Below are 22,904 nucleotides of genomic sequence, written 5' to 3'. Positions count from 1 at the left end.
TATATCCGAGATCTAAACATGCAAAAAAATAAAGCTACCCCTGGGGCAGCTCCAATAATTGAATATCCGATTCGGATGTTCTTACGTATTTGAGAATCTCTTTATAACCTTTGTCTGATAGGAAACACTTCTGCCTGATTCCCTTATGGTCTTCCCCAAAATAAGCAATATGAAATGTCTTATCCAACTGGATAATATTAGAAACCTGAATTAACGTGTTTCTATCCGCTAGAACGAAATGATATCCTGAACTGGCCAGCGTATTCAGCCAATATTTCAGCGTACCTACTGTATAAAAGGTTTGATCGTACGTATGGACAATAATCCGATAGATAGACCGTTCAAATTCCATAAACGTTATTTTTCCAATATCGAGTAAGAATACACCAGTGTTTCCCTCTGTGTCTCTAGTAACAGATATAGCACTCAAAGGGATCAACTCCAATGTTATTTAAGTAACTCTTCTGGAACTTCTGGTTGGTTAATGTAAAGTACACTGGCTGTAACCAGCACAAGAATAGCTGCCATGGCAGATAGTCCGGAAGCAAGTTTGTACACTGCTTTACGCTGCAAGGATTTCATCATCAGGTGTTCACCTCCCTTCTAGCTATAATCAGACTAAGAGATTGTGCCATAAAGCTGGCTGCTATAACAGGAGATCCTACAAGGATATTCGCAGCCACCAGCAGCAGCGCTATGATCTTGAGCTTAGGCCAGTGCTTCCTGGGAATCCGGGTCTGACGTTCTATCCCAATGGGTGCAAGCCATAGAACTACTAACAGACTAACTGCATTCATTAGCATAACGTATAGGGAGCTGACCTCCACAAATGACAGAATCGTGAACAAGCTTACCGTAAACAGGATACAGGCCATACCCGATTTAAGATGTGCTCCGCCGGATACCTGGCGCAACAAGGCAAAAGAGATCAGAATCTGCAGCGCTTCACTCGTCCTGTCTGTCAAAAGGGATACCGCCAGTGTCAAACCTATAATAAACACAATATTAAGCGCTACGCTAATAGCAAACTTCAGGACAGCATAGGAGGCAGGGTGCTCTGGGACGATATTTTTAATCGTGAGTGCCAGCTTCCCGGACATGAATTCAAGCATCTTCCCGCTCCTTCCGGTTAGAATAATATAGAAGGAATACAGACATCACTAGAAAGATCACGACATTTAGCAGGGTATCATTGAAATAGAGCAGGACGGAAACCCCTATCACGAAACAAACAATCAGCACAGCCAGAAGGATATCCTCTAATTTAAACCGCAGCTTATTGAGATCGAATGTGAATCCTTTTCCTTTCCGGTAAAAATAGCTGAAGGCCACAAAGACTACTACCGCTGTCATAAGCTGAAGAAAATATCCTTCCATCACACTGTTGATACTTGAAATGGAGCCAAAGAATAGGATTACGATTATCGTCTGAATTACAGCAAACATGGCATAACCTGATATGGTTGCAATGACTGACAGGACCAGGGGCATCCTAACTACAGCATTGAAAAAGAATATAAAGATCAGAATTAATAACAGTGGTGCGACATTCGACATTCCCAGTTCATTTCTCAGCAGATAGCTCTGGAGGTTGTTCAGCAAGATAACGAATAAAGCCTGCCAGATATACCATCTCCATTTGAACCGGAAAAGCGACATAATCAGATAATAGAGCGCAAGCGTCTCTATTGTAGAGAAAAACATAAAACCTACAGGTTCCCACGACAAACCATAACACCGCCTGACTAATTTTCGTTCACATTAATTATATATCCCCGCCGCACCTGGCGTATACTACTTAATTACAAATTTCGACACTTTTTGCCGCGCGCCAAAAAAACATCCGCTGACTACCCGAAAAACGGGTGTGAGCGGATGTTCATCTTACATAGCAGCTTCGCTGTGCCTATCAGATTTCAGACCAGATCACATTGACCTCGACAATGCCCTCCTGGGAAGCAAGCGGGCCGCCAATTACAGACCAGCTGTGTTTGTTGTCTTTGGTCTTGCCCTGAATGATCAGATTCTTGGCATCAATGGTCTTCACAGATTGGTCCCCCATTTGGGCAGACAGATAATCATCATAGAGCTTCGTTACAGCTTCCATACTATCGGACGTTCTATAAATCAGCATCACCGATGTTTTGCCTTCGTTCTTCGCTGTTGTGGACAGCACAGTCTCTGTTACATTCTCCGGCATCGGAAAATCCTTCGGCAGCTCTTCCGGCATATCTAAACTACCGGAAGCCGTACTGCCGCCGCCGTCTGACTGTTCAGGGGACGGCTCTGGCGTCTGCTCCGGCTCAGCCGATGGTTCGGTTGTCTGCTCCGGCTCGGTAGAGGCGGTTGGGGTTGCCTCCGCTTCAGTTGCCGGTGCAGAGTCCGGTGACGGTTCGGCAGACGGCGCATCCGCTGAGTTGCTGCACGCGCTCAAGACCAATAGGGACAATGTTAAGGATAAGGCCATTATCAGCTTTTTAGTATACATCTGCTCACTCCTCATGAATTTCATTGAACAATGACATTGCCAGTTAGATTCAATGGCTTACCGGATAATACCCATTTTTCCCATTCCCCAAACAGCCGCTATATGCGGACACTAAGAAACCCAGAAGCAGAGCTTCCGGGTTTCAGGGTAATCCTCGAATTATTTATAGTAAGATGTCGTAAGCGGAACAAACACTGATGTTCCATTCTTCACGTCGCCAGTGAGATACAAGCTGCTGACTCCGGCAATATCCACTTCGATGGTCGTGAGCCCGCTGGCCGGGTCAATCGTCTGCTTCTTCAGCACCGTGTTGGTATCCGTGTCTTCAACCGTAAAGTCTTTGATATCCCCGCCGATTGCAGCGATCTGGAGATAGAGCTTCTGGTACTTTTTGTCCGGTTTCAGCATAAAGGAGCTGCCGCGGTCGCCGCTGGCGTTATCGAAGAACACATCCTTGTAATCCTTATCCTTGTAAACGGTCTTATCCGGGTCTTTGGTGTGATACATATTGTCAAAGCCAGTAGCAATCGGCACACCCGCCGTCTGCTCTCCCAGAGAAATGGTGTTGGTTGCAGCATCGAACTTAACAGTAACCCCCAGCAGATCGGATACGGACCGGACTGGCAGATACGTTGTGTCCTTATAGGAAATTGGTGAAACCACTGCACCGCTGCCATTCTTAAGCTGTACCGGCTGGCCGTTCATCTTGAATTTGATGCTTGGATTCAGATAAGCCTTGATCTCCTGCAGGTTGGCTCCGGCATACACACCCGTACCCATCGCTCCCAATATGGCAAATGCAGTCAATGAAGCAGCCATCTTCTTCTTCATTCGCTCAAACTCCTCTCCAGATATGACAAATTTGAATATTCCATATTGGGAGTATAATCAATCCTGCCATCAGATGCAATCTTCAGAGTTCTTCTCTCCGGTGAACGGATTCATAACGCTCGCGGATTTCCAGATTCTTAGAGTGGTTGTACAAGTCCAGCGCGACGATCCCCCTGCGCAGCAGCTTCACCACCAGAATGAACAGATAAATGCCCAACGCAAAGCAGGTTAACCAGATCAGAATAGCAAACATACCGAACCCATCAGCAAGCATAGACCCAAATCCCCTATAGTACAATTCGTTCGCATCCCCTTTCTTTTTCAGTCGTTCAGGTACTTTCATCCAATGCTCTATAAGTTTTACATATTAGTCAGATGGATTGCAAAGTTCTATGAATATTCACCAGTGATCTCAATTAAATTACCATCCGGATCTTCCAGCATGAAGCAGTGATACGGAAGGACAACATTGATATAAAAAATCTCTGAAACTGCACCGATTCCCAGAGATTTCACTCTCTCATACTCTGCATTCAGATCAATAACGTTGAAGTTAAGGATTACATTGTTGCCGTACCTAAGCTCTCCCTCCTGCTTGTATTTTAAATAGGCTTCATTAAAATGATCCGACACATCCTGCTTCTTCCTTATCAGTTCCTTGTCAAACTCGGGATTCCACAAGGCCAGGGTATTCCCGCAGTGAAACTCTACCCAACGGTCAGGATTTCTGAAATCTGCTCTCATATTTAACAACGATTCATAAAAGGCAATTGATGCTTTCATATTGCGAACAATTAGATACGTGCACCCTAGTTGAATAGCCATGCATCTCCTCGTCTATAGTAAAATTACGTTTCATAAGTTCACTATAGCAAACACACGTTCGTTTTAAAGCGAGATTTTACACATAGCATACTGTACATTTGGAAGATAAGTGTATTCTATACAGCTAAATGACGGAGAATTCGCAGAAAAGCAGGAATAGTTGTATTCTGTACAGCTGGATTTGAGAAAAGTGCCCTTTCCCGCCGCCTGAGCGACTTTTAAGTGTATCGAGTGCAACTAAAGCTGCTGTTACATACTAGTTGGCCATTTTAGTTGTACAAAATACACATAGAACCTGAATCCTAGGCAACAGTGGTATCCCTGCCGCATTGCTGCTTCATTACTGATTCCTCGCCGTTCCTTAGAGTAGCCTCCCCTTATCACCACACTAGCCTTCTTCCTATCCAAGTGAGCGCCTACGCCTTCACCCTCAGCTCGCCATCGCTCTCCGCAAGCTCCACAAACACCGGCCGTTCATGCGGTGTCTGATTCGGCGTGTGGATGGCCAGCATCAGCTGCTGGCTGAAGGTGCGGAAGACCATGGCATGTCCGCCATCCTGCTGATAGAGCGGCTCTTCCTGATGAATCCACGGTCCGGTAATCTCACCGCTCCCGGAACGGGCGATACCCAGTGCGTAGGTTTTGTTAATAAAGCTGGCCCACAGCAGATACAGCGTACCGCCGCCAGACCTGAACAGAAACGGCCCGTCGGTTACATAATTGAGCTGGTCCGCATAACGCGCAGATACAAACGGTGTGGTCCACGGAGTTTCGGATGCCCGGAACAGAACAGCCGGTTCTCCTGCGGCATTCCGCAGGTCCTCCGTTAACCGCATGGCGCAGACCTCGCCGTCCCCGGTCTGCTGCCACTCATGGCAGAAGACCATCCACGGCTGGCCCTGCCGGTCCACATACAGCGTTCCGTCCAGGGAACTCCAATCCTGCGGAGTCACCGGCCCCTCACTGTGCGGGGTGAACGGACCTAGAGGATGCGGCGACGTTAGCACAGCGGTGCCTAACAGATCATTGTCCTTGCGCCGGAAGGTGGCGAACATCATGTAGCTGCCGCCGTATTCATAGACCTCTGGTGCCCAGAAATTCCGCTCCGCGAAGAAGTCCGCCTCCGGCCGGAAGACCGGAAAAGGACCCTCCCAGTGCTTCAGATCCTTGCCTGTGTAAACGTTGAAGCCTGTGCCCTTCCCCCAGATATTACTGTCCGTGCTGCCATATAAATAGTAGGTGCCCGCCTCCTGTCCCGCTCCGGCCAGCGGAAGCACGTACGGATCTCTGATTTGCAGCTCGCTATTCGCTATCGTTCTCACATGACGGCTCATTTAGCCCTCTCCTCACTTCACTCCTGTAATCTCCTTGATTTCCCGTTCTACCTGTTCTACCTGTTCGATCTGTTCTTCCTGATCTCTCCATACTCCGGCAATATCACTCCGATATCGCTGATGCTGGCGAATCCGCCGTCCGTATACTCCAATTGTTCGTTGCCCTTGACCTTAAACGGAATGCCTTCTCCCCGATACCTGAGCTCTCCTTCGATCCGGCGGACACTCATGCCGATCAGCCTCAGCAGTTGTCCGCCCCGGTTCAGGACCACACGCACGCCAAACGGAAAGGTCATATACTCCTGCCCGTTGCGGTATATGACTGCTTGCTCCCGTGTAACGGTCAGCTCAAAAACCGTACCGTCCACGGTCCGGCGGTATCCGGTCTCATGGGCCGCCTCCCGGCTATGATCCATGTCATAGGGAAGCAGGCCGGTGAACCATAGCTTCTCCCCGTCTACCGGCATAATCCCGCATAGCCGCTCCATATAATCCAGCAGGCAGAGAATGGCGGGTGAATAGGTTTCCGTATAGCCTTCTTCCCCGGTCCATGGGCTTAAGGTCTGCCCGAACCGGGTCATCCGCCAGAACGCCGCCAGGATCGGCTGGATAACCCAGGTCAGCTCGACATAACGCCCGTGCTGCTCGAAGGCATGAGGTGCACGGATGAGGCTAAGGAAGTTGGACGAGCCTCCCCAGGTGTTATAGCTGGAGAAGGGATCGAATCTGGGATCATCCATCGCAATGGAGGTGAAGGGGTATTTGGCGAAGAACTTGCCGGTATTCAGCAGGTAACGGCGCAGGGCCGCAGCAAAAAACTCCCCGTCGCCCACCTCACAGGCCAGCACCCGCAGCAGGACATCCGATTGCACCCGTACAAACCTGTCTCCGCGGTCAAGGTCATAGAAGAACTCATCCTTGTCGTCATAACAATAAGTGAACAGGCTGTGGCTGCTGGCCGCTGCTCTGGCCAGCCACTCCTCCCCGCTCCCGCCAAGCTCCTCTGCCATCCTAGACAGATAGAGCCGCTGGCAGTAGACGTTGGCCGTTAAATCCGGGGCCAGAAAAGGCAGCAGCGGCGAATCCGGGTTCACCTGCGCCGCATCCTCCAGATGGGGCGTATCGGGAACATGCCAGAAACGCGGGGAGAGATCATGCCCGGTATCGAACGTACAGAAGGCTTCGACGCAGCCTGTCCCCCTAGTATTGCGGTGCGTGTCCAGCCAATGGTCAAACCGGCTCATCGCGTGATACATTGTGCTAAGGAAGTCCTTGTCCCGCCCGTTCTCCAGATAATGGTTCCAGACACTCCGGGCCAGCGGAGTCACCATCTGAATCTGCCGGTAGGCCGGTCCGGCAGGCGTCACTTTGTAGGGCATCAGCCCATCCTGCCGCTGCTGGTCTGCGAACAGCCGGAAGGTCGCTTCCGCCACCTCCGGCATGAAGCGCGACAGCCGTTCGGCGCTGATCGTGCCCGTGCTCTCCAGCCAGCTTCCAAGATAGACCCCGCCTTCATGCAGCACAAGCCCGCCTCCGTCCATCGGCACGATGCAGTCCAGCAGCTTATGCAGCGCAGAGTAATAGACATTCTCCACAGTCCCGGATGAGGCCGCAAAGGCCACGCCCGATTGCTTCCACTCCTCAAGCGCATCCCGGTCCGCCGTTTTTTTCAGCACTCCAATCCGGTCATCCACCGTTATTCTCCGCAGTTTCTCCAGTGCACTCCCCGTCATTCTCTTCCCCTCCTGTAACATTAGTTGCTCTCCAGACAGAGAAGCAGACTGCCGGGGGCAGCCTGCTTCCGGGATATGCTTACTTGGCACCGAATAACTGCGTCGCACCCTTATAGAAATCCTCCACCCCTTGCTTGACATCCTTTTGCTCAAAGCCGATCTCCTGCACAGCGGTCTCCACCAGCTTCGTGAACTCGGTGAAATTCGGCGGATTATAGCTCACAGCAAACGGCTCCTTCTTCGTCGCTTCCGATACCCGGCTGGTGAAGTCGTATACGGTCTGCTCCAGCGGCGTCGCATCCTTCATGAGCAGGTCGCGCATCTTGGAGGTCACCGGCACGCCGCGGTCACTGCCCAGAATCCGGGCGGCATCGGGATCATTGATCCAGAAGTTCATCAGCTCCGCGACTTCCTTCGGGTGTTTGGTCTTCGCATACCCGGACAAGCCTTGGCTGGATTCAAAAACAACCCCCGTTCCCTTCGGCCCGCGCGGCATCTGAAGCATGGTCAGCGTATCCTGCGTCAGATTCTGATGAGCGGCGAACTGGTTGGACGGAATAAGGCTCATCGCCACTTTTCCCGTAACAATCAGAGATTTGCTCGTGTCTCCCGGCGGATTGGATACCTGCATGGAAGGAGTAACCATCCCTCCGTTCTTCGCCAGTCCGTACCAGTAGTTGAACCAGTCCTCTGCGTCCTGCTGTCCGAATCCAAGCGCATCCTTCTCCATATCATAGACCTGCTTGCCGCGCTGCTTCATATAGATGTCCATGCCCTCAACCGTGAAATTATAGGTACCGTAAAAGCCTTTGCCCAGTCTTTCGGAGATTTCCTTGCTGATGCCCGCATAATCCTCCCAGCTCCAGCCGTCTGCCGGAAGCTCCATTCCGGCCTTCTTGAACAGCTCTGTGTTGAGCACCATCCCCCGGGCGTTCGCCCCGGCCGAGATATGCACCAGCTTGCCGCCCAGCGTTCCGTATTCGACCATCGTCTGATCCATATCACTCAGATCCAGCTCATGGCCGACATAGGGCTGTAAGTCCAGCAGGACACCTTTAGCAGCATAATCAGTTACGTTTCCTCCCAGAAAAAACACATCGGGCGCTGTGCCCGAAGCGAGCTGGGTGTTCAGCTTGTCGAAATACCCGGAGTTCGGAGCGAACTCCCCGACCACCTTAATATTCGGGTGCTTCGCCTCGAAGGCGCGCAGCGCTTCATTCGTCTTGTCCGCCCGCTTCTGATCGCCCCACCACATGATCCGCAGCTCCACCTGATCCGCCGATGTCTGTGTCCCGCCGGAGTTGCCCGCAGCAGGCTTGCCGTTATTGCCGCCCGAGCAGGCAGTTGTAGCTGCCAGCAGCAGGACACTCAGCGTAAAACCTAAGCTTTTCTTCATAAACATATCCCCCCAAGAATAGTTGTAATCGCTTCCCTTTAACAGAACGCCCATCATTTCAGACCGGTTGTGGCAATGCCCTCCAGGAAATGCTTTTGGAACAGCATGAAGATCGTCATAATCGGCACCAGCGACAGCACTGACATCGCCAGCAGCGCGCCCCAGTCGGAAGAACCTGAAGGATCATAGAGCGAACGTATGCCCAGTTGGACAGTGAACAGATTGATCCGGCTGAGGTAGATCATCTGGCTGAAGAAGTCATCCCATGACCAGATGAAGGTGAAGATCGCCGTTGTTATCAGTGCGGGAGCCAGCAGCGGAATAATGATCCGGAAGTACAGCTGGCCCTGGCCGCAGCCGTCAATCGTGGCACTCTCATCCAGCTCCTTCGGGATGCCGCGGATGAACTGGATCATCAGCAGAATGAAGAACGAATCATGCGCCAGCCATTTCGGCACGATCAGCGGCAAGTAGGTGTTCACCCAGTCCAGCTTGCTGAAAATAACATATTGCGGAATCAGCACAACATGGTAAGGCAGCATAATCGTCACCAGCATGCAGGCAAACAGGACACCCTTGAAGCGGAACTCCAGCCGGGCGAACGCGTAAGCCGCCAGCGAGCAGGTCAGTATGTTCCCGATGACCGACAGTACAGAGATCGTGGCAGAATTGAGGAAAAAGCGGCTGAATGAGATGCCCTGCAGCCCCTTCCACCCGTTCACGTAGTTCTCCAGCGTGAATTGTCCCGGCCATAGCCCCGGGTCCGAGAAGATCAGCGCATTCGGCTTGAAGGAGCTGGACAGCAGCCACAGCACCGGATACAGCATCAGCAGCCCGAACAGAATAATGACGCCATGCCTGCCGAGCCTGAAGATCATTTTGTCATCTGTCATGAATTATCGCCCGTCCTTTCCGTCACCGTAGAACACCCAGAACCTGGAGGTCACGAACACGAGGGAGGTGAACAGGCCGATGATGATCAGCATGATCCAGGCCAGAGCGGCAGCATACCCCATATCGAAGAAGGAGAAGCCTTTGAGATATAGATACAGCGTGTAGAACAGGGTGGAATTCACCGGACCGCCGCGCCCGTCCCCAATGACATATCCCGGAGTGAATACCTGAAAGGAATTGATGATCCCCATGACCAGATTGAAAAAGATGACCGGTGAGAGCATCGGCAGTGTAATCCGGCCGAATTGGCGCAGCTTCCCGGCTCCGTCCACCTGCGCCGCTTCGTACAGATCGGCAGGAATCTGCTTAATTCCGGCCAGGAAGATGACCATCGCGGAGCCGAACTGCCAGACGGACAACGTAACGATCGTCGAGAGAATATAGCTAGGGTGGGCAATCCAGGCCGGGCCTTCGATTCCGAACCAGGCCAGGAAGTGATTAATGAGCCCTTCCCCGTCGAAAAGCTGCCGCCAGACGATGGCAATCGCTACACTTCCTCCCAGCAGGGACGGAATGTAATACACGGTTCTGTAGATGCCCAATGCCCGGATACCTTTGTTCAGCGCAATCGCGACCAGCAGGGCAAAGGCCATTTTGAGCGGAACCGAGAATAGCACGTACTTGAACGTCACGGTAAGAGACTTATAGAAGTAATCGTCTGCCGTGAAGATGTGCCTGTAATTGTCCAGGCCCAGCCACTGCGGGGCATTGAGCAGGTTATACTTGGTCAGGGACAGATACAAGGAGCCCAGCATGGGTCCGAGTGTCAGTCCGGCAAAGCCGATCAGCCAGGGGAGCAGGAACAGATAAGCGGTACCGCTTCTTCTCCACATTGCCGATTTGGGTGCTGTCTTCATATGCGCCTTCTCCTTCTTCATGGATATAGGCTCATTATAGGGAGGAGCGCAGCCCGCTTGAATGCTATTTCTTCGGCTGTTGACTACTGAATTTTTCAGGTGGGTGCCGGCGGAAGTCCGACGGGGCGGTTCCGTACATTTTTTTGAACTTGGAGCTGAAATAGCTGGCATTCGAGAACCCGGTCAGCTCGGCAATATCCGAGAGGCTAAGCGTTGTAGTGAGCAGCAAATGCATGGCCTGGGCCATGCGGCGGCCGGTCAGATAGACCATGAAGCTCCGGCCCACCCTGGCCTTGAACAGCTCCGAGAAATAGGAGGAATTGTAATTGAACCGTGCGGCAAGCTGAGTCAGGTTAAGATCATACATATAGTTGCTGTCGATATATTGCGTCGCTGTGCGGATCACCGAATCCTCGGCATCACCGGCTTCCTGCATCGCATCGTACACAGAGGCCGCCCGCTCCAGCAGGAATTGTGCGGCCTTGTCCACCGAATCCAGCTTGTGGACCGTTTCAGGATAGAGCCATAGCTCCTGGGCCTGGATGTCACCGTCTGCGGCCTCTGCGGCCGCGCCGTCTACAAGCAGACAGAGCTGGAAAATCAGCTTCACCATACAGGAGCGGGAATGGGAGAACGCCTGCTGCAGCTCCTGGCGGATGCTCTGCCCGAAGGCGTTCCAATCCCCCTGAATCAGAAGCCTGCGCAAGGTCCGTGTCAGCTCCTCCGTAAGTACCATTCCCGGCTCGCTTCTTCCTTCGGCTAAGGGATGTTCGGCATTCTCCGAGAGGTTCCAGGCCAGAAGCGATTCCAGGTAGCCTTCCTTCCAGCGGAGGAAGCCAAGCTTGCCGCCGCTGCAGCCGACCACCGGCTTGAAGCCCAGATGGGCGGCGATGCATTCCGTCAGCTCTGCACAGAAGCGCTCCATATCAGTCAGCGGGTCCTGGAGGATGAAATGGACCAGCCCCGGATAGCTAGGGTCCCGCAGCACCTGGCAGTGCATCCCGGAGCTGCCCGCGAATTCCCTGCCCAACAGCTCGAACGGCAGCCGCAGCTTGCCCGGTGCACGGCCCGGCAGTGCTCCGCCCTTACCTTGCCCAGGCTCCGGTATCTGTGCCTCCGCCCCTGTCCGTTCGCGGAGGCCGGCCGTTACGAACCGTACCTCCGTCAAGTCCCACCCGTCCAGCTCGAACAGCGCGGCACGCTCCTTAAGCGCATGGACCGGCTCCGCTTCCCCTTTGACAAGCTGCACCAGGAAATGTTCTTTCATCTCCCCGTAATACTGGGACAACCGCCACTCATTCACGGCCTGCCGGTCACGGTCATTACGCTCCTGATCCAGCTCGTTCTTCAGCTTCCGGAGCATGGCCGTCAGCTCATCTGCGGCCACCGGCTTGAGCAGATAATCCCGCGCCTGATTGCGGATTGCTGCCCGGGCGTAATGGAAATCCTCATAGCCTGTAATGACCACCAGCTTCAGCTCCGGGTAGAGCCTGCGGCATTCGTCCAGGAAAGATACGCCGTTCATCACCGGCATGTTCATATCCGTAATGACAATATCGGCCGCCTGGCTTGCCAGCCGTTCCATCGCCTCCATGCCGTTGCCCGCCTCGCCGGTTACACGGAGGCCCAGCGCGGCAAAGTCAGCCTTGAGCCGCAGGCCCAGGCGGATCTCCGGTTCGTCATCCACGATCAATACGCGGTACATGGTCATTCCTCCTCTGAAGGGGCAGGCCCAGCGTGATACAGGTGCCCGTCTCCTTGTCTGAATCTATGTTCAAGGTGAACCGTTCACCGTAATACAGCCGGCATCTGGCCAGCACATTGCGCAGTCCAATCTGATGAGTCATGCTCTGCAGCAACTGCTCCGGCTGCTGTCGCATCGCCTGATCCTTCAGCTCGCGCAGCAGCACCGGGTCCATTCCGATGCCGTTGTCGGCAACGGACAGCATCAGGCGGTCCTTGTCCGCTCTGACGGTAATCCGTACCTTGGCTTTGGCCTGGTGAATGAAGCTGTACTTGACCGCATTCTCAATCAGCGGCTGAAGCAGGAACTTGACGACTTCCGGATCATCAGGCGCCTCCTCCGCGTCCAGCCGCAGATCCAGGCCCGCACCGAAGCGCACCTCCAGGATGGACATGTAATAGCGCACAACCTTCAGCTCCTCGCGCAGCGGAATCAGATCCTCGCTGATCCTTAGCGAGAACCGGAGCATTTTGCCCAGCGACTCAATAACGGTAACCGTCTCCTTCGTCCGCTGCTGGATCGCCAGGCTGCTCATCAGCTCCAGCGTATTGAACAGGAAATGCGGATTGATCTGCATCAGCAGTGCCTTATATTCCGCCTGTTGACGCAGAAGCTTCTGTTCAAATTCAGTACGGATCAGATGCGATAGCTGCTTGACCATGTTGCGGAAGGTGACGGTGGCATAATCCACCTCGTTCTGGATTCTGCGCTCCGGCAGGGTCAGCCGCTCGGCTTGGGCGAAGTCGCCCTTCTGTACATGGCGCATAGCCGAGACCAGCCGCGAGAGCGGCTTGGTAATGCCCGATGAGATCCAGTACGCCAGCGCAAAGGCGGCCGCCAGCATCAGCGAAGCGAATACAATTATGCTGTTGCGGAGCTTGAACAGATTGGCGTACAGGTCCTGCTCCGAGACGAAGCCGACCAGCAGCCAGTTGGTGATCGCCAGCTTTTTGTAGACCAGAATGCGGGAGCCGCCCTGCTGATCCTTCAAGTAGACTACCCCCTGTGCCTCCCGCCCGGCCCGCACCCGCTCCACTTCCTTCGCCGCCTCCGGATGTGTATTGTACTCCTGCTGGGATAGAATGGGGCTGCCCTGCTCGTTCAGCAGGAATATGGTACCGCTTTCACCAAGGTGTATACGATTCAGCGGCTCCAGCAGGTAGTCCGCCTTGATGTTGACCTTCATCACATTCTTAGCCAGCGACGGCTCGAAGATTCCGATGGGCAGCAGCAGGCTCACCACCTCGTACGGCTTGGCCCCGTTGATCTCCGCCTCATCCGTATGGGCCGGAACCCAGTGAATACTATGGCCGATGAAGTTGCGGTACCAGGCCTCCAGCAAGAACGAAGTATCTGCCGCCACCTGATTCTCGGCACCGACCTGCAGTCCCTCCTTGCGGTAGATGCTGACTGAGGAGACAATGGAATAATTATTCGTCGTCTGGGTCAGGAACTTGCTCATGTTAATATTGGCCAGCATCCTCTGCCCTTCAGTGGAAGCGGAATTAGTGAGCATCGCATCCCACTTCTGGGTAATGTCGCTGTTGTAGACCAGAGAGGACAAGTCATAGCTCTGCTGGAGCGCCATATGAATAAAAGACCCGTATTCGTCCATCTTTTCCAGTGCCGACGATTCAATGTAGGAGCGGATAATGGAGCGAGACTGATTGAACAGCAGCAGTGACATAGTGCCAAAGGATAATACCAGCAGCACCACGAAGAATGCGATCAAACGGTTTTTCAGCGAATAAAAGATAGCCATCCCTCCTTATCCTTGCATAACTGCGCAGCGGATGCCTGTATCATGATCTGTTCCTGCCTTCCAGTAGCACATTTTGCTTGCTGCATTTAGTTGTAACGCAGATTGGAGAATCCGGCAAGTGGACAACGCTTGAATTACAGGGGGAAAATATTGCCGAAGGCGATTGACCTGGGCAATGATTTATTCTACAATGAGTGCATAAACGCGCGTTTACAATAGAGGGGGTACATTATGCGAAGCGAAGATATCGCCAAGCTAGCCGGGGTTTCGCGAAGCACCGTATCCCGTGTGATCAACAACTATTCCAATGTCCCTGAAGAGACCCGGGCCAAGGTGCTGAAGGTGATTGAACAGCATCAATATGAGCCGAACAGCTTCGCCCGGGCGCTGGCCGGCAAGAAGACCGACACAATCGGGCTGTTTGCCATCAGCATGAACGAGAAGGAGAATGCGACGCGGATCTATCAGAACAACTACTTCGCCCCGTTCGTCGATGCTGTGGTGGACACAGCGAACGCCCGCGGCTGCTATGTTCTGATTCACACCGTCTACTCTCCCGACGACTTCCTGAAGGTCAAGCAGGCCTTCCTGCAGAAGCGGATTGACGGCGGCATCATCGTCGGCACCCAGAAGGACATCGGGATTGTGCGGGAGATGGTGGGCCTGGAATCGCCGCTGGTGCTGATTGATTATGACATCTCGGAGATTATGGCTGAGCATCTGGACCGCAATCATCTGGCGGTTGTCAATTCCAAGGATTATGAAGGCACGGCTGAAGCCATTGAGTACCTGATCGGTCTCGGGCATACGGAGATTGGCATCATCTGCGGGCGGATGAACACCTACTCCGGGCGGGAGCGCTACATGGCTTACGTGGATACGTTGAACCGCCATGGCCTTACGCTGAATGAGGAATTTGTGCTGCAGGGTGATTTTCTGAAGGAAACCGCCTATGAACAAGTCAAGAAGCTGCTGGATTCCGGCGGCCCGCTGCCGACCGCGTTCTTCTCTTCGAATGATGACATGGCCATTTCGGCGATGGAAGCGTTCTCGGAGCATGGCATCACTGTACCGGATGATATCTCCATTGCCGGGTTCGACGATGTGCAGCTGGCCGCGCGGATTCATCCCAAGCTGACCTCCGTCCGTCTGCCGATCTATGAGATGTCGAAGGCCGCTGTGGAGAAGGTCATGGAGCTGTGCGATTCCCGGCAGCCGACCTTCAGCACCATCAGCTTCCCGGCACGCCTGGTTGCCAGAGATTCCTGCCAGCCGCCGAAGGCCTAGAGCCAGGAACCACCCTACTCAACAAGATAGCTGCAGAAAAATCCCTTGCCCGGAGGGAATTTTTTCTCCGTACTGTAAACGCGCGTTCACAATCGAAAGGAGACTTGTCTCTCATGAAATTCGGAACCTTTGACGACACCCGCAAGGAGTATGTAATCAATACCCCTAAGACGCCTTACCCTTGGATTAACTACCTCGGCAACGAGCAGTTCTTCGGCCTCATCTCTAATACTGCCGGGGGTTATACCTTCTACCGCGATGCGCGCATGAGAAGACTTACCCGTTACCGGTATAACAATATTCCGCTGGACACCGGCGGACGTTACTATTATCTGTATGATGGCGGGGATTTCTGGACGCCGGGCTGGATGCCGGTGAAGCGCGATCTCGACTTCTACGAATGCCGCCACGGTCTCGGCTATACTTCCATTACCGGGGAGCGGAACGGAATTTCCGTGAACCAGCTTGCTTTTGTACCGATGGGCCACAATGCTGAAGTGCACCGTCTGATCGTGAAGAACACCAGCGATGCCAAGAAGAGTGTGAAGCTGTTCTCTTTTGCCGAGTTCTGCCTGTGGAATGCCAATGACGATATGACCAACTTCCAGCGTAACCTCAGCACCGGCGAGGTTGAAGTGAAGGATTCCGTCATCTATCACAAAACCGAGTACCGTGAACGCAGAAACCACTACGCCTTCTATTCTGTAAACAAGGAAATTGCCGGCTTCGATACCGACCGCGAATCGTTCGTGGGCATGTACAATGGTCTGGATGCTCCGCAGGCTGTTGCTGCCGGTGAAGCTACCAATTCCATGGCCAGCGGCTGGTCGCCGATCGGCTCCCACGCTCTGGACATCACGCTGGAACCGGGTGAAGAGCAAAGCTTCATCTTCGTCCTCGGCTATATTGAGAATCCGGAGGATGAGAAATGGGAAGCGCTGAACGTCATTAACAAGAAGCCTGCCCAGGCTGTCATCGACCAGTTCGCTACAGATGCCCAAGTCGATGCTGCCCTGGCCGTGCTGGCTGCTCACTGGGATAACCTGCTGTCCAAATACCAGATTCAGAGCGGGGACGACAAGCTGAACCGTATGGTCAACATCTGGAATCCGTATCAGTGTATGGTTACCTTCAATATGTCCCGTTCGGCCTCTTACTTTGAATCCGGGATCGGCCGCGGCATGGGCTTCCGCGACTCCAATCAGGACTTGCTCGGCTTCGTCCACCAGATTCCTGAGCGTGCCAGAGAACGTATTCTGGATATCGCAGCGACCCAGTTCCCTGACGGCAGCGCGTATCACCAGTACCAGCCGCTTACCAAGAAGGGCAATAACGAAGTCGGCTCCGGCTTCAACGATGATCCGCTGTGGCTGATCCTGGGTACGGCTGCTTATATTAAGGAAACTGGAGATACCTCGATTCTGGATGAGCAGGTTCCGTTCGACAGCAATCCGGATCACACGGCTACCCTGTTCGAGCACTTGAAGGTCTCCTTCGAGCATGTGACGAACAATCTCGGACCTCATGGCCTGCCGCTGATCGGCCGCGCCGACTGGAATGACTGTCTCAACCTCAACTGCTTCTCCACAGAGCCGGGCGAATCGTTCCAGACCACAGAGAACATCGCAGGCGGAGTAGCGGAATCCGTGTTCATCGCCGGCCTGTTCGTCTTCGTCGGACCGGACTATGCCGAAATCTGCCGGATGCGCGGACTCGATGATGTGGCAGCCGACGCTGTAGCGAAGATCGAGAACATGCGGGCCATCACCCTGTCGCATGGCTTCGACGGCGACTGGTTCCTCAGAGCTTACGACCACTATGGCGACAAGATCGGCAGCAAGGAGAACGAAGAAGGCCGTATCTTCATCGAGCCGCAGGGGATCTGTGTTATGGCGGGAATCGGTGTGGAGAACGGCGAAGCCGCACGCGCTCTTGCTTCCGTGGAGGAGCATCTGGATACGGAATATGGTATCGTCTTGCAGCAGCCCCCTTATTCTAAGTACTATCTGAACCTGGGTGAGATCTCGACCTATCCTCCAGGCTACAAAGAGAATGCCGGGATCTTCTGCCACAACAACCCGTGGATCATGATTGCTGAGACGGTACTCGGGAATGGGAACAGAGCTTTTGACATCTACCGCAAAATCGCTCCGGCCTACCTGGAGGACATCAGCGAAATTCACCGGATGGAGCCTTACGTCTATTCGCAGATGATCGCCGGTAAAGATGCGGTACGCCACGGGGAAGCGAAGAACTCCTGGCTGACCGGTACGGCGGCATGGAACTATGTAGCGATTACACAGTCGATCCTGGGCATTCAGGCCGACTTCGCCGGACTCAAGGTCGACCCTTGTATCCCTGCAGAGTGGGACGGCTTCGAGATTACCCGCGTCTTCCGCGGCGATACGTATGTCATCTCGATCCAGAATCCGAACCATGTCTCCAAGGGCGTGGCCAGCCTGACCCTGGACGGCGCTGCAGTAGAAGGCAACATCATCAGTCCTGTAGGCGACGGTGCAGTTCATCAGGTTGTAGTTACACTCGGGTAATTATCTATCACTCCTATAAAAGCTTAACAACCCGGTTGTCCGCCAAAACGGTACAGCCGGGTTGTTTGTTTACGGGCAGACAGCCGCCGGAATTACTCCGGTATCCATACCTTCATCTCTCCGCTGCCGCGGTTGCCCCACAGATAATACGGAATTGCCGTCACTTCCACCGGCTGTACCGCCGCTCTGGTGGCGCTGTAGAGTCCGCCGCTCCAGCTCTGCTCCTCCACCCGGCAGCCCGCAGCTCTGATCACTACCGCTCCGCCAAGCAGATCTTCATCGTAAGCTTCCGTAAACGTTCCTTCTCTGCTTAGCGATACAGAGCTTAACGGCTCGCGGTTATCCGCGGATTCCAGACAATAGACCAGCGGCCCGCGCTGAACCGCCGTCTTCCCGGCATTCGCCCGCAGCTCCGGGTGGGCATATATACGGTGCGCGTCCACCTGAAGAATCAGCTCTACGGTATCACCGGGCTGCCACTCCCTGCGGATTACCGCGTAGCCCTGCTCCAGAGCTTCAGGTACGGGAATGGCTTCGCCATTCACACGGATTTTCCCCGCTGGGCTCCACGAGGGAATACGCAGGGCGATACCGAACACCCCTGCTTCTGCAGGATCAACCTTCAGCGTGACAATCCCCTCCCATGGAAGCTTACTGTGCTGAGTGATCTTCACCTGTGTTCCGCCCAGTGTCGTATTAAGCTCACTTCCGATATACAGGTTCGTATAGAGCGTATTGCTGTGCACAGTGTAGATATATTGGTTCAATGAAGTCAGCAGACGCGCCACATTCGGCGGGCAGCAGGCACAGCCGAACCAGCCCTGGCGCTGCGCCTTCACATGCCGTTTGCCGGGATTACAGGTGCAGGCCTGCGGCCAGACCTCCAATGGATTGACGTAGAAATAATGCTTGCCGTCCTGCGCCATCGAGCCGAGAACATTATTATAGAGCGCCCGCTCCATCACATCGGCATAGCGGCTATCAGGAGTCAATTCCAGCATTCTTTTGGCAAAAAAGATCAGCCCGATTGAAGCACAAGTCTCCGCATAAACCGTATCGTTGGGCAGATCGTAATCAAAGGTGAACGCTTCGCCATGATGCGTGGAACCGATTCCGCCTGTGATATACATCTGTCTTTCCGTCATATTGTTCCACAGGCGCAGGCAAGCCCCGCGCAGAGCTTCATCTCCGGTCAGGCGGGCCAAATCGGCCATGGCCGTATACATATAGACGGCGCGGACGGAGTGGCCTACGGCTACCGTCTGCTCGCGGACCGGAATATGAGCCTGGTTATAGGCCGTATCGATGTGTTCCGTCTTGCCTCCCCAATGCGTAGCCCTGCCCCGGCTCTCCCACTCCTGTTGCAGGAAGTTCGGCTCCTGGCCCCGCTGGTCAATGAAGAAGAGGCTGAGCTTCAGGTACTTCTCCTCCCCTGTCAGCCGGTACAGCTTCACCAGCGCCAGCTCAATCTCCTGATGACCGTCATAGCCCTTCAGCTTCCCTTCCTCCGGTCCGAAGACGGAATCAATATGGTCGGCCACCCGGCGCATAATATTCAGCAGCTTGTCCTTGCCGGTCGCTTCATAATAAGCCACCGCCGCTTCGATGAAATGCCCGGCGCAATACAGCTCATGGCAATCCTGGAGGTTCGTCCAGCGCTTGCCCGGCTCCTTGACGGTGAAATACGTATTCAGGTATCCATCGGCTTGCTGCGCTTCTCCCACCAGATCGATTACCTCATCCGCCTGGCGCTCGAGCTCCGGGTCACGCCGGATGCTGAGGGAATATCCCGCCGCCTCCAGCCACTTGGCTACATCGCTGTCCTGGAAGACCATACCTCCGAACGTCCCCTTTTTTCTTCCGGCAGCGATTTCAAAATTGGCAATAGCATGACTCGGCTCAGCCCCCGCCACGCGGTCATGAAGCACCTCATATTGATAAGGTATGACCGTATCCTGCACCAGCCGGATGTAACGGCCCCAGAACTCATCCTGAACGGTTGCCCGTACCTCCGCACCTTTTAATTCACTCATCGCCTATCTCCTCCTCAGCATTTCTTCCTCGCTTATTGCCATTATAGACGGTACAATGTAACAAAAACAGAATCATAAGCAACCCTGTTTTTGTACGATTTCACACAACCATCATGCCAAGTAAGCGCAGAACACATCCCTATACAAGGAGCCGCTAATGACATTTAATTCTTCCTATATTCATCTTGCCGCGCCGCCCTTCCCCTATTTCCTGGAATGCGGCCGCACCGTCTATTTGCCCGGAGACCAGCATCCGAACCGCAGTCGTATGGGCAAATTCGATCTGATTCTCGTGGAGCAGGGATGCCTGCACATTGGAGAAGAGGATACAGAATGGGCAGTGGACGCCGGGCACATCCTGGTGCTGCTGCCTGACCGCTACCATTATTCAGTCCGTCCTTGTGAGACAGAGACCATCTTCAACTGGGTTCATTTTCACACGGTGGGAGAATGGACGGTATCTGCGGGTGAGCCGGTATATGCAGACCGGGAGGAGCATTTCCGTAAGTTCCTTACCCACCCCTATACCATCCGTATCCCCCAGTTCGCTCCGCTCCCCGTCCCCTTCGCACGGAGCGGCCAGGCCGGACAGCTGCTGCAGCTGAACCAGGGCAGGCGCTCAAGCGCCGTGTGGCAGCAGCAGCGCATCTTCGAGGAGATGCTGCGGACGATGGATCTGGCCCGGCGGGACGCGGCCGGAAGCCAGGCGGCGGAGATTGCCGAGCAGACCGAGGCTTATCTGCGTAATCATTATGCGGAGCAGATTACGAATGCCTCGCTGGCGGATGCCTTACATTTTCACTACAATTACTTAGCCCGCTGCATGAAGCGCGTCTACGGGCTAACACCCATGGAGTATCTGACCGATTACCGGCTGGAGCAAGCCAAGCTGCTTCTGCTTAAGACAGAGATTCCGGTCGGGGGAATCGCAGAGCGCACCGGCTTCGAGAGTACGGCTTACTTCTCCCGGCGCTTCAGCCGCAAGGTCGGGATCTCTCCGCTGCGCTTCCGGAAGCTTTATTCACGGTGAGCATGGATTTTAGATATTTTTTCCAATTGCCCGCATATGTATTAAGACATGCCTTAATCCGGAGATGTTGAATATGCGATCCTATCCAAGCTATGTTATTATTCTGCTGGCCAGCCTGCTGATTGCCACCGGAACCAACTTCTTCCTGGTCCCCTACAAAATCCTCGACGGAGGAATTATCGGCATCGCCCTGATCATTAATTATCTCTCCGGCACGGCAATCGGCGTCTGCATCATGCTCTGCAGTCTGCCGATCTTCCTGCTGGCCTGGTTCCGGGAACGGGACATCTTCTATACCAGCATTCTGGGCCTGCTGGCCTCCTCCTTCCTGATTGAGCTTCTCTACCCGCTTCAGTATTACTTCCTGTATTATATCGAGCTGGGCTCCATATCAAGCGCTATTCTCGGCGGCTTCCTCATGGGCACCGGGTTAGGGCTGATGCTGCGCTTCAAGGCCAGTACAGGCGGAACTGACCTGCTGGCCAAATACATCAGGCGTTATGTTCCGCTGAATGTCGGCCTCATCATATTCCTGACGGACTTCATGATTATCGGCGCAGGAGGGATTCTGATCTCCAAGGAAACCTTCTTTCATTCCATCCTGACCATCCTCGCCGGCGGGGTGGCCACAGGATTATGCACGCTCGATGAGTAGTAGCTCCAGCGCTCGTTCAGCATTTTTCAGATTATTTGCAATAAAGGTTGTAATTTTCACACTTTCCGGCGACAATCGAATATATAACATTCCCGGGGAGGATCGACGAAGTTGGATAGCACAAGCAACAATAGCAACACTTCCACGCATGACATTATCGACCTGTGCCTGCTGGCGGGCAAGATCATGCTGCAGAGCGGGGCAGAGACCTACCGCGTGGAGGACACCATGAGCCGGATGGCTGCAGCGCTCGGCTTCCCCGGTGCGCATAGCTACGTCACCCCGACGGTCATTATGTTCACCACCAGCCGGACCGAGCCGGTGAAGCTGTTCCGCATCGCCGAGCGGACAACCGACCTGCAGAAGGTATCCGAGGTCAACGACATCTCCCGGCGGCTGAGCGAACGCCAGCTCACAGCTGCTGAAGCCCGCGAACGCCTGGGCGTGGTTGATGATGCAGCCCATGCTTACCCGGTATGGGTACAGATCGGAGCGGCAGCCTTGACCGGAGCCTGCTTCACCGTCATGTTCAAGGGCAGCCTGCAGGATGCCCTGCCGTCGCTGCTGATCTCCGGTGCAGGCTTCGCAGCGGCCACTTATCTTCACCGCCTGGTGCAGATCCGCTTCTTCGCGGAATTCATCGCCTCCTTCATCATCGGACTGCTGGCATTCTTCTCCGTCAGGCTGGGAATCGGGCGGGAAATGGACAAGATTATCATCGGCTGCGTGATGCCGCTTGTGCCGGGGCTGCTTATCACCAACGCCGTCCGTGATCTGATGGCCGGGCATCTGGTATCCGGCATCTCCAAAGGGGCGGACGCCTTCCTGACCGCGTTTGCCATCGGGACCGGCATCGGGCTGGTCCTGTCCATTTTTTAACACCCATTTGAAAGAGGTCGTCCTGCCATGATTTTGCAATTGATCACCAGCTTCATCGCTGCCTCAACCTTCTGCATTCTGTTCAATGCACCGGTGCGCGCACTGCTGCAATGCGGCTTCGCCGGAATGATTGGCTGGATGCTGTACCTGCTGCTGGATTACAGCTCCGATACGGTCGTCGCCACCTTTGGCGCTACCGTTGTGGTCGGACTGATCAGCCAGTTTTTTGCGCGTTCCTTCAAGATGCCGGTCATTATCTTCAGTGTCGGCGGCATCATCCCGCTTGTGCCGGGCGGTCTTGCGTATGATGCCATGCGCAAGTTCGTGGAGAATGATAATAACCTTGGCATCCAGTTTGGGGTTCAGGCGCTCCTGCTGTCCGGAGCCATTGCTGCCGGGCTGGTGCTGAGCGAGGTGCTGGGCCAGGTCTTTATGCGCCTCAAGAAACTTCCAAAAAGGTCCGCCTGATCACCCAGGCAGCACCAATAAGCCCGCTTGCAGCAAGGACCCAGGGGTCCCTGCGCAAGCGGGCTTTGTACATTTAATC

The 22,904-nt window shown here is 54.1% G+C and carries 22 protein-coding genes; 6 read left to right on the top strand and 16 right to left on the bottom strand.

Going from position 1 to position 22,904, the window contains the following annotated elements:
• Positions 1-34 precede the first annotated feature (34 nt).
• The 15 genes from MHI24_RS29015 to MHI24_RS28945 all read right to left on the bottom strand — a co-directional run bounded on the left by MHI24_RS29015 (position 35) and on the right by MHI24_RS28945 (position 13,924).
• A complete protein-coding gene (locus MHI24_RS29015) occupies positions 35-430 on the bottom strand; it encodes a LytTR family transcriptional regulator DNA-binding domain-containing protein (protein WP_340023030.1) in 396 nt (131 codons plus the stop codon).
• 17 nt (positions 431-447) lie between these two features.
• A complete protein-coding gene (locus tag MHI24_RS29010) occupies positions 448-585 on the bottom strand; it encodes a cyclic lactone autoinducer peptide (protein ID WP_083677765.1) in 138 nt (45 codons plus the stop codon).
• Entirely contained in the window at positions 585-1,112 is a 528-nt protein-coding gene (locus MHI24_RS29005; protein WP_340023029.1) for an accessory gene regulator B family protein, read from the bottom strand. The genes MHI24_RS29010 and MHI24_RS29005 overlap by 1 nt, the downstream gene beginning before the upstream one ends.
• Entirely contained in the window at positions 1,105-1,728 is a 624-nt protein-coding gene (locus tag MHI24_RS29000) for a hypothetical protein (protein WP_340023028.1), read from the bottom strand. The genes MHI24_RS29005 and MHI24_RS29000 overlap by 8 nt, the downstream gene beginning before the upstream one ends.
• Before the next feature lie 181 nt (positions 1,729-1,909).
• Complete coding sequence (locus MHI24_RS28995; protein ID WP_340023027.1) at positions 1,910-2,488, bottom strand: hypothetical protein; 579 nt, start codon at positions 2,486-2,488, stop codon at positions 1,910-1,912.
• A gap of 159 nt (positions 2,489-2,647) precedes the next feature.
• Complete coding sequence (locus MHI24_RS28990; protein ID WP_340023026.1) at positions 2,648-3,319, bottom strand: stalk domain-containing protein; 672 nt, start codon at positions 3,317-3,319, stop codon at positions 2,648-2,650.
• An 82-nt stretch (positions 3,320-3,401) separates the two neighbouring features.
• Positions 3,402-3,593 (bottom strand): hypothetical protein, encoded by a 192-nt coding sequence (locus tag MHI24_RS28985; protein WP_340023025.1) that lies wholly within the window; start codon positions 3,591-3,593, stop codon positions 3,402-3,404.
• Positions 3,594-3,709: 116 nt separating this feature from the next.
• Positions 3,710-4,144: a VOC family protein gene (locus MHI24_RS28980; protein ID WP_340023024.1), complete on the bottom strand. Its 435-nt coding sequence runs from the start codon at positions 4,142-4,144 to the stop codon at positions 3,710-3,712.
• Positions 4,145-4,560: 416 nt separating this feature from the next.
• Positions 4,561-5,478 carry a glycoside hydrolase family 43 protein gene (locus tag MHI24_RS28975; RefSeq protein ID WP_340023023.1) on the bottom strand — a complete coding sequence of 306 codons (918 nt, stop codon included), beginning with the start codon at positions 5,476-5,478 and terminating at the stop codon, positions 4,561-4,563.
• 56 nt (positions 5,479-5,534) lie between these two features.
• Positions 5,535-7,211 carry a hypothetical protein gene (locus MHI24_RS28970; protein ID WP_340023022.1) on the bottom strand — a complete coding sequence of 559 codons (1,677 nt, stop codon included), beginning with the start codon at positions 7,209-7,211 and terminating at the stop codon, positions 5,535-5,537.
• Positions 7,212-7,290: 79 nt separating this feature from the next.
• Positions 7,291-8,607: an extracellular solute-binding protein gene (locus MHI24_RS28965; protein WP_340023021.1), complete on the bottom strand. Its 1,317-nt coding sequence runs from the start codon at positions 8,605-8,607 to the stop codon at positions 7,291-7,293.
• A gap of 53 nt (positions 8,608-8,660) precedes the next feature.
• Positions 8,661-9,500, bottom strand: a complete 840-nt coding sequence (locus MHI24_RS28960; RefSeq protein WP_340023020.1) for a carbohydrate ABC transporter permease — start codon at positions 9,498-9,500, stop codon at positions 8,661-8,663.
• Between the two features lie 3 nt (positions 9,501-9,503).
• Positions 9,504-10,418, bottom strand: a complete 915-nt coding sequence (locus MHI24_RS28955) for a sugar ABC transporter permease (RefSeq protein WP_340023019.1) — start codon at positions 10,416-10,418, stop codon at positions 9,504-9,506.
• A 64-nt stretch (positions 10,419-10,482) separates the two neighbouring features.
• Entirely contained in the window at positions 10,483-12,123 is a 1,641-nt protein-coding gene (locus MHI24_RS28950; RefSeq protein WP_340023018.1) for a response regulator, read from the bottom strand.
• Positions 12,098-13,924 (bottom strand): sensor histidine kinase, encoded by a 1,827-nt coding sequence (locus MHI24_RS28945; protein WP_340023017.1) that lies wholly within the window; start codon positions 13,922-13,924, stop codon positions 12,098-12,100. Before MHI24_RS28945 ends, MHI24_RS28950 begins: the two co-directional genes overlap by 26 nt.
• Positions 13,925-14,155: 231 nt before the next feature.
• On the opposite strand from MHI24_RS28945, the gene MHI24_RS28940 reads away from it, so the two are divergent.
• Both MHI24_RS28940 and MHI24_RS28935 read left to right on the top strand, forming a co-directional pair.
• Positions 14,156-15,211, top strand: a complete 1,056-nt coding sequence (locus tag MHI24_RS28940) for a LacI family DNA-binding transcriptional regulator (RefSeq protein ID WP_340023016.1) — start codon at positions 14,156-14,158, stop codon at positions 15,209-15,211.
• A gap of 113 nt (positions 15,212-15,324) precedes the next feature.
• The gene (locus MHI24_RS28935; protein WP_340023015.1) at positions 15,325-17,760 is read left to right on the top strand and encodes a glycosyl transferase; all 2,436 of its coding nucleotides are present in this window, start codon (positions 15,325-15,327) and stop codon (positions 17,758-17,760) included.
• Positions 17,761-17,852: 92 nt separating this feature from the next.
• Here MHI24_RS28935 and MHI24_RS28930 read toward each other — a convergent pair whose 3' ends face one another.
• The gene (locus MHI24_RS28930) at positions 17,853-19,793 is read right to left on the bottom strand and encodes a beta-L-arabinofuranosidase domain-containing protein (protein ID WP_340023014.1); all 1,941 of its coding nucleotides are present in this window, start codon (positions 19,791-19,793) and stop codon (positions 17,853-17,855) included.
• 157 nt (positions 19,794-19,950) lie between these two features.
• Between MHI24_RS28930 and MHI24_RS28925 the strand changes: the two genes are divergently transcribed.
• From MHI24_RS28925 to MHI24_RS28910, 4 genes are all read left to right on the top strand, one after another.
• Positions 19,951-20,823, top strand: coding sequence for an AraC family transcriptional regulator (locus MHI24_RS28925; protein WP_340023013.1), 873 nt, complete (start codon positions 19,951-19,953; stop codon positions 20,821-20,823).
• Between the two features lie 73 nt (positions 20,824-20,896).
• Positions 20,897-21,478, top strand: a complete 582-nt coding sequence (locus MHI24_RS28920; RefSeq protein WP_340023012.1) for a YitT family protein — start codon at positions 20,897-20,899, stop codon at positions 21,476-21,478.
• Between the two features lie 111 nt (positions 21,479-21,589).
• Positions 21,590-22,357, top strand: a complete 768-nt coding sequence (locus tag MHI24_RS28915; protein WP_340023011.1) for a threonine/serine exporter family protein — start codon at positions 21,590-21,592, stop codon at positions 22,355-22,357.
• A gap of 27 nt (positions 22,358-22,384) precedes the next feature.
• The gene (locus tag MHI24_RS28910) at positions 22,385-22,825 is read left to right on the top strand and encodes a threonine/serine exporter family protein (RefSeq protein ID WP_340023010.1); all 441 of its coding nucleotides are present in this window, start codon (positions 22,385-22,387) and stop codon (positions 22,823-22,825) included.
• Positions 22,826-22,904 lie beyond the last annotated feature (79 nt).

Source organism: Paenibacillus sp. FSL K6-1096, from assembly GCF_037977055.1.
Taxonomy (GTDB): Bacteria; Bacillota; Bacilli; order Paenibacillales; family Paenibacillaceae; genus Paenibacillus_AQ.
The sequence above is the reverse complement of the archived record's forward strand: the minus strand, read 5'-3'. Positions and strand labels throughout refer to the sequence as shown.